11 protein-coding genes are annotated in these 12,624 nt (G+C 42.0%); 7 read left to right on the forward strand and 4 right to left on the reverse strand.

Annotated features, from left to right (window positions below; all coding sequences use genetic code 11):
- The first annotated feature begins 254 nt into the window (after positions 1-254).
- Positions 255-1,022 (forward strand): DUF805 domain-containing protein, encoded by a 768-nt coding sequence (locus PJIAN_RS14760; protein WP_084252291.1) that lies wholly within the window; start codon positions 255-257, stop codon positions 1,020-1,022.
- A 338-nt stretch (positions 1,023-1,360) separates the two neighbouring features.
- On the opposite strand, the gene PJIAN_RS05885 is transcribed toward PJIAN_RS14760, so the two are convergent.
- Positions 1,361-2,407 carry a hypothetical protein gene (locus tag PJIAN_RS05885; RefSeq protein WP_153802492.1) on the reverse strand — a complete coding sequence of 349 codons (1,047 nt, stop codon included), beginning with the start codon at positions 2,405-2,407 and terminating at the stop codon, positions 1,361-1,363.
- A 349-nt stretch (positions 2,408-2,756) separates the two neighbouring features.
- Between PJIAN_RS05885 and PJIAN_RS05890 the strand changes: the two genes are divergently transcribed.
- Genes PJIAN_RS05890 through PJIAN_RS05905 form a run of 4 tightly spaced genes read left to right on the forward strand, consistent with a single transcriptional unit; the run spans position 2,757 to position 5,619 of the window.
- Positions 2,757-3,473, forward strand: a complete 717-nt coding sequence (locus tag PJIAN_RS05890) for an SDR family NAD(P)-dependent oxidoreductase (protein ID WP_068703031.1) — start codon at positions 2,757-2,759, stop codon at positions 3,471-3,473.
- A gap of 12 nt (positions 3,474-3,485) precedes the next feature.
- The gene (locus PJIAN_RS05895) at positions 3,486-4,400 is read left to right on the forward strand and encodes a cation diffusion facilitator family transporter (RefSeq protein ID WP_068703032.1); all 915 of its coding nucleotides are present in this window, start codon (positions 3,486-3,488) and stop codon (positions 4,398-4,400) included.
- Positions 4,387-4,614: a hypothetical protein gene (locus PJIAN_RS05900; RefSeq protein WP_068703033.1), complete on the forward strand. Its 228-nt coding sequence runs from the start codon at positions 4,387-4,389 to the stop codon at positions 4,612-4,614. The genes PJIAN_RS05895 and PJIAN_RS05900 overlap by 14 nt, the downstream gene beginning before the upstream one ends.
- Before the next feature lie 9 nt (positions 4,615-4,623).
- The gene (locus PJIAN_RS05905) at positions 4,624-5,619 is read left to right on the forward strand and encodes an acyltransferase family protein (protein ID WP_153802493.1); all 996 of its coding nucleotides are present in this window, start codon (positions 4,624-4,626) and stop codon (positions 5,617-5,619) included.
- On the opposite strand, the gene corA is transcribed toward PJIAN_RS05905, so the two are convergent.
- Both corA and PJIAN_RS05915 read right to left on the reverse strand, forming a co-directional pair.
- Positions 5,620-6,723 carry a magnesium/cobalt transporter CorA gene (gene corA, locus PJIAN_RS05910; RefSeq protein ID WP_068703035.1) on the reverse strand — a complete coding sequence of 368 codons (1,104 nt, stop codon included), beginning with the start codon at positions 6,721-6,723 and terminating at the stop codon, positions 5,620-5,622.
- A gap of 17 nt (positions 6,724-6,740) precedes the next feature.
- Positions 6,741-8,225, reverse strand: a complete 1,485-nt coding sequence (locus tag PJIAN_RS05915; protein WP_153802494.1) for an ArnT family glycosyltransferase — start codon at positions 8,223-8,225, stop codon at positions 6,741-6,743.
- Positions 8,226-8,647: 422 nt separating this feature from the next.
- Between PJIAN_RS05915 and topA the strand changes: the two genes are divergently transcribed.
- Positions 8,648-10,975, forward strand: a complete 2,328-nt coding sequence (gene topA, locus PJIAN_RS05920; RefSeq protein WP_068703037.1) for a type I DNA topoisomerase — start codon at positions 8,648-8,650, stop codon at positions 10,973-10,975.
- A gap of 59 nt (positions 10,976-11,034) precedes the next feature.
- Positions 11,035-11,625: a YqgE/AlgH family protein gene (locus PJIAN_RS05925; protein ID WP_068703038.1), complete on the forward strand. Its 591-nt coding sequence runs from the start codon at positions 11,035-11,037 to the stop codon at positions 11,623-11,625.
- A 251-nt stretch (positions 11,626-11,876) separates the two neighbouring features.
- On the opposite strand, the gene PJIAN_RS05930 is transcribed toward PJIAN_RS05925, so the two are convergent.
- Positions 11,877-12,554 carry an RluA family pseudouridine synthase gene (locus tag PJIAN_RS05930; RefSeq protein ID WP_068703043.1) on the reverse strand — a complete coding sequence of 226 codons (678 nt, stop codon included), beginning with the start codon at positions 12,552-12,554 and terminating at the stop codon, positions 11,877-11,879.
- Positions 12,555-12,624 lie beyond the last annotated feature (70 nt).

Genomic DNA, 12,624 nt, shown 5'->3' on the forward strand with positions numbered 1-12,624 from the left:
TTGGTCAGCTAATTTGCACGATCCTCTATTTGTTTTAAAAATATGTAATAGTATTTTGTAATGTTTTTGTTTTTAACGGTGGATGTGTTTATGTTTTGGAATGTAATTTTTATATTTGCCTCTGTGTGTCAACCAATTTAATCGTGCGGCAGTTAGATAATTTTCACGCTCACGAGCGTGGAAATTGCGAAAATTAGAGAGGAAAAGACTGCAAAGAACATGATAAGAGGACTCAATATTTAATTCAAATAGCAATGTTTCAAAACGCATTTTCTTTTGATGGTAGAATAAGAAGATTAGAATATGGTATCAGTTTTATTGTTTATGTTGTTGCACAAACATTTGTCATGGCAATGATAAAATCAGATATTCCTTTCTCTATTTTGGCTTTTATACCATTATTTTGGTTCTTATGGGCGCAAGGTTCTAAGCGGAGTCATGATTTAGGCCATTCAGGCTGGTTTCAATTAATCCCTTTTTATGCATTGTGGTTGATCTTTATAAAAGGAGATGATGGGATAAATATCTATGGATTATCTCCAAGACCCCAAACGAAGCTTAGTGATTTTAATAAAGAACAATTCCCCAAAGAAGAAAATTCATTGGCTTTCAATAAGAATTCTAATGGTATTATGAAGTTATTCACGAAAATAAATATACTTATTCCTTTGTTAATTAATATAATTGCTATGTTTTCTGTGGATAGATATTTCGATGAGTATTGGGTGATTTTTGTGATGGATGCTGCAATTATATGGCTTTATATTTTTGCGATTGTATTCGTAAATCGGTACTATAAGGTTCTTGATTTTTTAGAATCTGCTGTTTCTCAAGGTACTTTAAGATTGATTTTAGTTGTTAATGTACTAATTCCTTCTATAATAAGAATCTTGACATGGGATCTGAATAATAATGATAGTTCTTTTCTATATTGTTTGTCTTATTCTCTCTCTATGTTACTAGTATGGTCTTTTACTGCAATAATATTGTGGATTTATAAAGGATATAAAGATTGTAAATGAAATAGGTTCGATTAAAATCGGATAAGAGTGGTTTCGTATTGAGGTAGGTTATTTTATATAGAAAGAAGATTCTATATACTGCAATATATGATAGAAGTCATCTTTCTGAAAATTTTGGCAATGGTAGTGTGCTTTTTTTGTGCATTCTATTTCGTAACTTTATTTTCATCAAGTGAAGATATGCCTTTGAAAAAAGCAACCAGAAAATTGAGGATGTTTAGTCCCTGTTGTTTTATTTGTGATATGGTGGCTATCAGGCTTTCTATTGAAACCATAAATGAATCAGCCGGAACGAATTATTTTCATTCCGGCTGATTCGTTTATGCTCCCGAGCTGTTTTATTTCACCACAATGGCATTGATGAGTGCATCCGCAGAATTGCCGCTAAGATTGACCAGCGTGCCGTTTTTCCAATACACGGCTGTTTTATTGCCGCTGCTATTGGTTATGTATCCCGCAAGATAGATGTCGTTGCCGGAAATATAGATCGCTTTGGCTTCAGCATCCAGCAAGCCATCCGTTAAGGTGTTTTCTGTTCCGTTCTTCCAGTAAGCGGAGACATATTTCCTGCTGTTGCCGGTAACTGCTCCTGCGGCATAAATATCGTTGCCGGAGGTGGTAATCGCATTGGCAGTTGCGTTGGAATTTCCATTGGAAAGGGTAACTGCGCTGCCGTTTGTCCAGTAAGTAGCAACCGCGATTCCGCTGTTGTTATAGACATTTCCCGCAATATAAACGTTGCTATTGCTCAAGGTGATAGCATTGGCGAATGCATCAGTCGTGCCGTCGGAGAGGCTGGCAGCTGCTCCGTTCTTCCAATAGACGGCAACATTATGACCAGTTGTGTTTTGTGTAGTGCCAGCCACATATACGTCGTTGCCCGAAACTGCAATCGCGTTGGCATAGGCGTCGGTAGAGCCGTCGGTCAGTTCTACTTTCGTTCCGTTTTTCCAGTAAACAGCCACGCTGTTGCCTTTGCTGTTGTCGACAAAACCAGAGACATAGACATTGCCATCCGAAATGGTGATGGAACTTGCATACGCGTTGGAAGTTCCGTCAGTGAGATTCACTGCCGTTCCGTTTTTCCAGTACTTGGCAATAGGGTAGCCGCTGGTGGAATATTCATAGCCGGCCACGTAAACGTCGCTGCCCGATATAAAAAGCGAAGTGGCGAAGCCCGACTGTGAGCCATTGGTCAAACTAACGGTGGTTCCATTTGCAGAATAAGCAGCAATATTGTTACCACTACTACTGCGCATATTATTGGCAAGGTAAAGACTGGTGCCCGATGAAGTTGTAAGGGCTTCGGTGTCCTGCTGACTGCAACCTGTAAGAGATAGTCCTGTAATTAAATAGATAAAGCAAAAAAGAACGTTTCTGGTCATATAAATAGTTTGTTGATATAAGCGATTTTCGGCACAAGAGATTATCTCCATCCGTATTTCTGTAAGACAAAACGCTTGCTTAACGGTTTTATTATCGAATAGTTCATACTTTTAGTAAGATTGAATATTGTTTACTTATATTATCTGAAAACTCCCGCTTAACTAAAAATTCGAATTAATTGAACCTTCCGGCGGATGAGTATTTTGCAAAAAAACAAATGTGTTTTTTGACAGATAGTCTTGACTTTTCGATAAATTTATAGAACTTTACACCCGAAAGTGCATTTCTGTTATCGTGATGAGAGACAATGGTAAAGGAGCTGCAATGAGAATTAATTAAACATCACCGATGCAAAAAATAATTGTTCTGGGAGCTACTTCTGGTATTGGAAGGGAAGTAGCCAAAATTTATGCAGGCAAAGGTTGTCTGGTGGGCATTACAGGCCGCCGGCAAGAGTTGTTGCATGAACTGGAACAAGAAGCGGCGGATCGCTATGTTGCAGCTTCGTTTGATATTTCGGACATTGCATCGGTGGAAACACACCTCGCAGCTTTGGTCGACCGTTTGGGAGGCCTTGATTTGTTGGTGCTTAGTTCCGGCTATGGGAAACGGAATAGTGAGCTTGTGTCGGAACCGGAGCAACTCGCGATAAAGACGGATGTAGCGGGCTTTACTGCTGTGGTTGACTGGGCATTTCGTTACTTCAAACAACAGCAGCATGGTCATATTGTCGCGATAAGTTCCATTGCCGGACTGCGAGGGAACCGCTTTTCGCCGGCATACAGTGCCAGTAAGTCTTACAATATGATTTATATGCAATCCCTGCGTCAGTTGGCTCATCATCAGAAACTCAATATTCAGATTACGGATATTCGCCCCGGATTTGTAGATACCTGCATGGCTCAGGGAGAAGGCGTTTTCTGGTCGGCACCGGTGCCGAAAGCTGCCGCTCAGATAGTGAAAGCGGTAGAGCAGAAAAAGGACATAGTTTACGTGACTAAACGCTGGCGGCTTATCGCTATGGTGGTAAAATTGATTCCAAGAGTGATTTTTGAAAGAATATAAAGTGTAATTTTTATGGTGGAAGAAAAAAACAGAGTGGCTTTGCTTTCAGTATTTGCTGCGATATTTCTGACGAGCTTCAAACTGATTATCGGTGTCCTTACCGGTAGTTTGGGTATTCTGTCCGAAGCATTGCACTCAGGCCTCGACCTGGTGGCTGCCGTGATTACCTTCTTCTCGGTTCGTATTTCCGATAAGCCTGCCGATAAGCAGCATAACTATGGCCATGGTAAAATCGAAAACTTCTCCGCGTTTATCGAAACCATTCTTTTGTTGATTACCTGCGTGTGGATTGTGTCCGAAGCAATTGACCGGTTGGTAACAGGAAATACCCATATCGAAGTGTCGGTGTGGAGTTATGTGGTGGTAATCAGTTCCATTGTGGTGGATTTTACCCGTTCGAGAGCGTTGTATAAAGTGGCGAAAAAGCATAACAGTCAGGCGCTGGAAGCTGATGCACTTCATTTTTCAACAGACATCTGGAGTTCGGCCGTTGTATTGTTTGGTCTTATTTGTGCTAACTTTGGGTTTTATTTTGCCGACTCCATTGCGGCGTTGATGGTTGCGGTAATCGTCTTGTTTGTTTCTTTTCGCCTAGGGAAAAAAGCGGTTGATGTGCTGTTGGATAAAGCTCCGCAAGAGACGATTACGCTTGTCGAAAATACCCTGAACTCATTCCCTGAAGTAAAGCTCTATCATCATCTTAAAGTACGTACAGCCGGAGCAGATACGTTTATCAAGTTCAATATCCACCTTGATCCGGATTTAAAGCTGCGCGATGTACATGAACTTTGCGACCGGATTGAACATTGCCTGATGGCTCAGATAAAACGAAGCGAAATATATATTCATGTCGAACCTCAGGATTCATGTCATTTGAAGGATGAGGAAAATCAAATCAATTTATTGCAACAAAATGGAAAAGAATAAAAAGAACAGACGGGTTCGCCAGGTGAGCCTTGCGTTGCTTTTGACGGTGGCTATTTTGCAAATCGCTACCATTGTGCTGATGGGAACCGGATTTCGTGGTTTTGATGTGGGAGAATTGCACGAGTTTTGCGGCTTTTCATTATTTGCCCTGATTGCCGTTCACATTGTGGTGTTTCGCAAAATCCTCAAGGCTATTTTCTTTCCGAAAAATTGATTAGTGCAGGTGGAATTGAAAGCAAGGGATTACGGCATTGACTGGCTGAAGGCGTTTGCCATCATTTTGATGGTACTGGGCCATGCCATTCAGTATTCGTTAGTGAGCAATTTCGATTCCAATATCATTTTCCGCCTGATATACTCTTTTCACATGCCGCTTTTTATATGCATTAGCGGCTATCTCATTTCGCCCGGTAAAAATATCGGCTTTTTGTGGAAACAATTCAAATTGCTGATTATCCCTTTTCTGCTTTGGATGGTTTTGTATTCGCTCTATTACAGGCGCATGGATCTTCACAACCGAAATTGGGCGATACTTCCCAACTATTATTTGCAGGTTTTTCAATCTCCGGGTAAGGGTGGCCTGTGGTTCTTGTGGGCACTTTATGTGGTAGATGTGTTCTATTTCTTCCTGCGTAAAAGCCGGTACTTTTATCTCTTGTCAGTGTCAGTAGTGGTGTTGATGTATGCGTTGACGCTTTATTCCCCCGAGTTGAATTTCTATGGGTTGGGACTGTTTAAGATCTATTACCCCTATTTCCTTTTGGGCTGCTTTTTGCGTCAATATCAGATTGCTGATAAGATTAAAAAATGGCAGGTTATACTATTGATTGTAGTGATGGTATTCTTTCAGATTGCATGGGCGCGAACCGGATCGGTGTATGCTTTTGGAATGCCCATCGCTCATGATAACAACTCCATATATGCACTCATAGTGCGTATTTTGACTCCTGTGCCGGTGTTATTACTTCTTTTTAAGCTAAGTCGCTATTGTAGAAAGAGCAATGTTGTGGTACAATGGCTGTCCGTAAATACACTATCTGTTTACGCGTCTCATTTTATGTGGGTGTATCTGTTTGTTTACCTGCTGTCCTCTACCATCCTCGAACGTAGCGATGTTGAAATTTTTATCGTATTTATTGTTGCATTGGTTCTTACATGGGCAACAGTGGCGGGCATAAACAGAGTGCCGGTTGTCAGAAAGCTTTTGTTCGGACGATAATCAGAACCATTTTTTTCGTTTGAAATAAAAAATCATCCCAACAGAAATAATGACTACCACACCCCAGAAAGCCAGATAACCATACGTCCAACCTGTCTCGGGTATTGTCTTGAAATTCATTCCGTAAACTCCGGCTAAAAATGTGATAGGAATAAAAAAGGCAGAAAAAAGGGTCAAAACCTTCATTATTTCGTTCAAACGATTGCTTACTGCCGACATGTAAAGGTCCATCATTCCAGAAGTTATTTCCCGTAAACTATCCAGACTTTCGATGAGTTGTACTGTGTGATCGTAGATGTCGCGAAAGTAAATTCTGGTGCCATCGTTAATCAGTTCGTGTTCCGATATTTGCAATGCGGTAACTACTTCGCGGGTTGGCCATATCATTTTCTTTGCATATACCAGTCTTCTTTTTAACTTGTAGATGGCTTCCTGATTAGCATTTACCGGCGACATGATCAACTCATCTTCGGCAGCTTCGATTGTTTCTCCCACATTCTCCAACAGCGAAAAATACTGGTCGATTATAATGTCGCAAAGAGCAAAAAGCAGGTAGTCGGAGGAGAATCGTCTGATGCGGCCTTTTGTGGCAAATATCCGGTTGCGTAATGCATCGAATAAAGCCGGTGTTGTTTCATGAAAAGAGACGACAAAACGGTCGCCAAGAATCATGCTTACTTGTTCTACAGTGACTTCGTTTGTCACCGGTTCTAATTGTAGAGCCTTAAGTACGACAAAGATGTAGTTCTCCCGTTCAATCATGATAGGGCGCTGCGTAGTGTTGGCAATAGCTTCCACGTCGAGGGAGTTGATGCAAAGTTGTTCGCCTAACTGATTGAGAAAATCAGTGTTGTGTACGCCCGAAATCTGCACCCACTTCAGCGTTGGCGATGCCATTTCGGTTTGCAGGTCAGGCAAAGAAACGATTTGTTTCTCTTCAACCGACGCTTCGTCATAAGCAATCATATTGATGCTTATCGTCTCCTGACGGGGCATCCCGATATATTCAACAGTACCCGGAGAAGTGCCTTTCTGAGCCATTCGGGGCACAAACTTGTGAAGATCAATCTTCTTGATGTTGCGGAATGATGCAGCGCGTTTCATAGTGATGAAGTTTTTCTTTATGGATGCAATTTCGTTCCTGCAGGAGGCAGATAACCTTTACATTCAAAGACGGCAAATTTACGTTGAACGATACCTTTGTCATTTTTCAATATAATGCTGTCCAGCGGGCTAACGTTTTTGAAATAACGTTGAAGAATATCCTGCACTTTCCCTTCGTCCTGACGTTTGCGTTTGTTCAGTTCTGAAGTGACGTAGATGGCATTTCGACCTGCCAGCGATTGAACGTTACGGTCGTCAAGAGCAAACTGGAAAGCGTGTTTTTCAATCAGATTACCTCCGTATACATGTTCCGGTAGATAAAAGTTGAGCGCCGCAGAGGTTTTATATGAGTCGTCGGAGAATACGATGTAGCCGGGATGTTGGTCTTTTACGGTTTTAACCTCTTTGGTAAGCTTGTTCCATCCCCACCAGGTGTCGTCCGAATTGACGGGAATCGGCATCCAGGCTAATTCAATAAAAGCCAGAATGTGCAGCAATACGGAGAGGCCTGTTTGCCAGCGAATAATCTTATCCGTTTTCAGATAAGAGACCCCAAGGATTGCTCCCGTGAAGTAAACAGGCATAATCCAGTTTACTTTTACCCAATAAATAAAAGCGATGGCCGTAAAGCAAAGAAAAAACGGAACGGTAAACGAAGCAGATAAAAGCGTATTTGTTTCAAATTTATTCCGAGTGAAGAGTTTTCGGATGGAGTCGAATGAAGAACGGAAAATAAGCAGGAAGAATACCGGTAATGCAAGACCCAGCTGACTGCCAAAGTAACCCAGAAAAAGCCGCGGCTGGAATTGGAATCCGGTCGACATGCTCGATGCCCGTTCGGTAGATTGATATTTGATGGATATAAAATCGTTTTGGATATTCCAGACAATGACGGGTAAACTTGCTGCGATAAAAGCGATGACAAACAAGATAAATTGTCCTGTAATCAGCTTTTTTCGATGGTCTTTAGAGCAAAGCAAAAACAGAAACAGTCCGAAACCCAGAAATACTGCCGTATATTTGCTGTCGAATGCAAGGCCGGAGGTTATTCCACCCAGTAGCCAGTAGTGCCATTTGTTTTCTGTAACAGCTTTGTGGATAATAAGTAAGCTTAAAGCCCAGAAAAATAACAGCGGAACATCCGGTGTGCTGTTAACGCACAAAAGCGTGATAAATGGAGCTGTTACAATGAGCAGGAAGGCTTTTCTGAGTGCGTCTCCGCTTAGAATTCTTTTTAGGAAGAGATAGAAAATGTATAGAGTGCCAGATGTGACCAGAAAATCAGCGGCATGAAGCGTAAATACTGATTTGCCAAACAAGGTGGTTGCCAATCGAAGCATATACGCAATCATCGGAGGATGGTCGAAATAGGACAGGGCAAGATGATCGCCGTAGTAGCAATAATAAGCATCCTGTGGCATTAACCCCATGGTAGAGGCCAGTATGATTCGTAGCAACGAGAAAAGAATGATGGTACCTATAAACTCTTTTTGTTTTGTCATTGTATGAACGGTATCGTTAAAATTCTGAATTGATGATTCTTTAATGTGCAAATTGACAGGTTACAAAGGTACGTTTTTTTCTTTAAGTCAATTTTTGGTGTCAAAATCATTGTTTTGAAGATAAAAAAATGACTGGTTGTGATTTTTTTGCTTTGAAAAGTTTTGAATTTTAAATATCAGACAGACAATTGATTAGAATGTATATTATGACGTTAAAATTGTTGGAAACGTTAACGGCAGACTTATATTTGTAAAAAATAATGCTGAAAATTTGGCACTTACGAGATACATTTTGTTACTTTGCAGCCAATTAATAAAAGGTGAACTGTAGATGTACGTGAGTTGTATGTCGCTGAATATCAGTTTTTGATAAAAAGATATTCTGAATGGTGTTTGTAAATTATTCTCAAAAATAGTACGATATGTCGAAAAACTTGGTAATTGTTGAGTCGCCGGCGAAGGCGAAAACGATTGAAAAATTTCTGGGCGGTGATTATACCGTCATGTCAAGTTTTGGACATATACGTGATCTTAGCGAACACGATTTAGGTGTGGATGTGAAGCATGGCTTCAAACCTATATATAATGTATCGACCGATAAGAAAAAACTGGTTAGCGAGCTCAAGAAAGCCGCAGAAACGGCAGAAGTCGTTTGGTTGGCTTCCGATGAGGACCGGGAGGGAGAAGCAATTGCATGGCACTTATTTGAAGCGCTGAAACTCAAAAAAGAGAAGACCCGCCGCATTGTCTTTCACGAAATTACAAAGCCAGCCATTCTCAAGGCAATTGAAAATCCCCGCGATATTGATACCGATCTGGTAAACGCTCAGCAAGCACGTCGTATTCTCGACCGTCTTGTGGGTTTTGAGCTTTCTCCGGTGTTGTGGCGTAAGGTAAAATCGTCACTTTCAGCAGGTCGCGTGCAATCCGTGGCGGTTCGCCTCATTGTTGACCGCGAACGCGAAATTCAGGCGTTTGTGTCAGACTCAGCTTTTCGGGTTATTGCTATTTTCACGGTTTTCGATGCCGATGGTAAGCCTGTAGAGTTGAAAGCCGAATTGCAACAACGTTTCAAAACGAAGGAAGAGGCGCATGCTTTTCTTGAAAAATGCAAAAGCAGCATCTATTCTATTGACGATATAGTAACCCGTCCCTCCAAACGTTCACCGGCGCCTCCGTTTACTACCTCAACCTTGCAGCAGGAAGCTGCCCGCAAACTGGGCTATTCCGTGTCGCAAACCATGATGATTGCTCAAAAACTTTACGAAGCAGGGCAAATCACCTATATGCGTACCGACTCTGTCAATCTTTCCGATTTGGCATTAGGTGCATCCAAAGAAGAAATTTTCAATACAATGGGCGAAAGTTACTGGCAATTCCGTCAGTTTCACACCAAAACCAAAGGCGCACAGGAAGCGCACGAGGCAATTCGTCCTACCTATATGAATAAGCACCAGATAACAGGAACGGCTCAGGAAAAGAACCTTTATTCGCTGATTTGGAAACGTACCATTGCATCGCAAATGAGTGATGCAGAACTCGAACGTACAACCGTAACCATCGGACTGAACAATGCTACTGAGAAATTTGTGGCAACAGGAGAGGTGATTAAATTCGACGGGTTCCTGAAAGTGTATCTGGAATCGACTGATGATGAAGCTGAGTCGTCAGATTCAGAATCACTGTTGCCTCCTTTGAAAATAAAGCAACAGCTTGAGATGCAGAATGTGACAGCGCAGCAGCGTTATACTCAACGTCCGCCGCGTTACAACGAAGCTGCTCTTGTTCGTAAACTGGAGGAACTGGGTATCGGACGTCCTTCAACCTACGCTCCGACTATTTCTACTATCCAAAAAAGGAAATACGTTGAAAAATCCAACCTTGATGGTGAGACCCGCGATTTTATTCTGTTGACTCTTACCAAGGGAAAAATAAAGGAAGAGGTAAAGAATGAGCGTTTCGGCGCCGATAAGGGCAAATTGATCCCAACCGACATCGGTATGGTGGTGAATGACTTCCTGACAGATTATTTCCCTGATATTCTTGATTATAACTTTACGGCTAATGTGGAAAAAGAATTTGACGACATTGCCGAAGGCGATCTCGACTGGCAAAAGTCGCTGGATGATTTTTATAAGAAATTCCACCCGACAGTAGAAGAAGCTATTGCCAACTCTGAACGTCGTACAGGAGAACGTATTCTGGGAACGGATCCGAAAACCGGACGTCAGGTGTCCGTGCGTATCGGTCGCTTTGGTCCGATGGTGCAGATCGGGACCAAGGAAGAAGAAGATAAACCTCAGTTTGCCTCGCTCACAAAAGGGCAAATGATTGACACCATTACGTTGGAAGAAGCGCTGGAACTGTTTAAATTGCCACGCAGTCTGGGCGAATTTGAAGGAAAGGAAATGATTGCGGCGATCGGTCGTTTTGGGGCCTATGTGCGTCACAATTCCGTGTTTACCTCTCTGCCGAAGACGGAAGATCCGATGAGCATCACTGCCGAAAGAGCCATCGAACTTATTCTTGCGAAGCGTGAAGCTGACAAAAACAAGATCATCAAAACGTTTGAACAGGATGCTGACCTGAAAGTGTTGAATGGACGTTACGGCCCCTATATCGCATATCAAAAAAAGAACTTCAAAATCCCGGCAAAGACAGAACCTGCATCGCTTACGTTCGAAGCATGCATGGAAATAGTCAATGCCGAACCGAAAGAAACTAAAAAAACTACCCGTAAGAAAAAGTAGTTGCAGCAGGAATCAAATATATCATTGTTGATTATATTTGCTATATAAAAATCACCAGTATGTATCTCGATTCCTCGTTTCTTACCATTGATGCGGGTTTTCAGCCTTCCGTAGGTCGGCTGTTAGTTGCAGAGCCATTTATGAACGAGCCATATTTTGGCCGTTCGGTGATTCTGCTTACCCAGCATTCCAACCTTGGTAGTATGGGGCTGGTGCTCAATAAACCACTCAAATTATACCTTCACGAAATCTTAGAGGGCGTCAAAGTAGAGGAGAATATTCCTGTTTTTTGTGGCGGCCCTGTAGGATCAAAATCTCTTTTCTATTTGCACAATTTGTCAGAGGTTCCTCAAAGTTTTCAGATTACTAAAAACCTCTATCTGGGGGGCGATTTTGAATGGTTGATGGATAACCTTAATGCAGGACTGGGAGCTGCGGCTAAAGTACGGTTCTTTCTTGGTTATGCGGGATGGGATGAGGGTCAGTTGCAGGACGAAATAAAACACCAGTCATGGTTGGTGACCAAACTGGCGACAGACGAAATTCTGCATATGCCGGGGTACGAATCACTCTGGAGTCGTTCTATGCAGTCGCTGGGCGGTAAGTACAAGCGTTGGGCCGAATTTCCTCAAAACCCCAATCTTAACTGAATTGTTTTTCAGATAATTAAATGCTAGAGATATAGAAGATAGGAGGCTGTCTCAAAAGGCAATGTTGTTATTGATAACTTACAAGCTGAAAAGTTTTTTTACCCCTATATCCCCTAAAGGGGACTTTTACGCCAATAAAAACAGCAGATTTGTAGCCCCTTCAGGGGTTTGGGGTGAAAAAATAAAGATCTATTGTTGAATCGTAAGTTATTGTAAATCAATATACCTTTTGAGACAGCCTTTCCTTTGTATCAAGCCATTTGGGCTTCAAATGCTTTCCATAGGTTATCGTCAGGAACCGGAGCAGTAATCTCGATTTCCTGTTTGGACACTGGATGTACAAATGACAGTAATCGGGCGTGGAGTGAAATTCCGCCGTCGGGATTTGACCGGGCAAAACCGTACTTCAGATCGCCTTTTATGGGACAACCTATTTTTGCAAGCTGGCAACGGATCTGATGGTGACGGCCTGTTTGTAGATCAATCTCCAGCAAGTAGTAATTGTCGGATGTACCAATGATACGGTAGTGCAAAATGGCTTTTTTGCTGTCTTTGCGCTCTTCGTCGTAGGCGTATGATTTGTTCTGCTTTTCGTTACGAACCAAATAATGCGTTAAAGTTGCTTCCGGTGCAATATCGGCCTTTTTGACAATCGCCCAATAGAATTTCTTTACCTCGTGGTTCTGGAACATCGCATTCAGCCGTGATAACGATTTACTTGTCTTTGCAAACAGCGTTACCCCGCTTACGGGTCGGTCGAGGCGATGCGTCACACCGACAAACACATTCCCGGGTTTGTTATATTTCTCTTTCAGGTAAACTTTCAGGAGTTCCGAAAGAGGTTTATCTCCGGTTTTGTCGCCCTGTACAATTTCCGAACAGGTCTTGTTAACCGCAATTACGTGATTGTCTTCGTAAAGTATTGTCATGTATGAAAATTTGAGGTGCAAAGTTAGGTGAAAATATGCCAACACCCAATCGCTACCTCTCTTTTTGTCA

This window comes from Paludibacter jiangxiensis (genome assembly GCF_001618385.1).
GTDB classification, from domain to species: Bacteria; Bacteroidota; Bacteroidia; order Bacteroidales; family Paludibacteraceae; genus Microbacter; species Microbacter jiangxiensis.

Coding starts and splice junctions, on each gene's coding strand:
- PJIAN_RS14760 (WP_084252291.1), top strand. CDS start 255: ATGTTTCAAAACGCATTTTCTTTTGATGGTAGAATAAGAAGATTAGAA.
- PJIAN_RS05885 (WP_153802492.1), bottom strand. CDS start 2,407: ATGACCAGAAACGTTCTTTTTTGCTTTATCTATTTAATTACAGGACTA.
- PJIAN_RS05890 (WP_068703031.1), top strand. CDS start 2,757: ATGCAAAAAATAATTGTTCTGGGAGCTACTTCTGGTATTGGAAGGGAA.
- PJIAN_RS05895 (WP_068703032.1), top strand. CDS start 3,486: ATGGTGGAAGAAAAAAACAGAGTGGCTTTGCTTTCAGTATTTGCTGCG.
- PJIAN_RS05900 (WP_068703033.1), top strand. CDS start 4,387: ATGGAAAAGAATAAAAAGAACAGACGGGTTCGCCAGGTGAGCCTTGCG.
- corA (WP_068703035.1), bottom strand. CDS start 6,723: ATGAAACGCGCTGCATCATTCCGCAACATCAAGAAGATTGATCTTCAC.
- PJIAN_RS05915 (WP_153802494.1), bottom strand. CDS start 8,225: ATGACAAAACAAAAAGAGTTTATAGGTACCATCATTCTTTTCTCGTTG.
- topA (WP_068703037.1), top strand. CDS start 8,648: ATGTCGAAAAACTTGGTAATTGTTGAGTCGCCGGCGAAGGCGAAAACG.
- PJIAN_RS05925 (WP_068703038.1), top strand. CDS start 11,035: ATGTATCTCGATTCCTCGTTTCTTACCATTGATGCGGGTTTTCAGCCT.
- PJIAN_RS05930 (WP_068703043.1), bottom strand. CDS start 12,554: ATGACAATACTTTACGAAGACAATCACGTAATTGCGGTTAACAAGACC.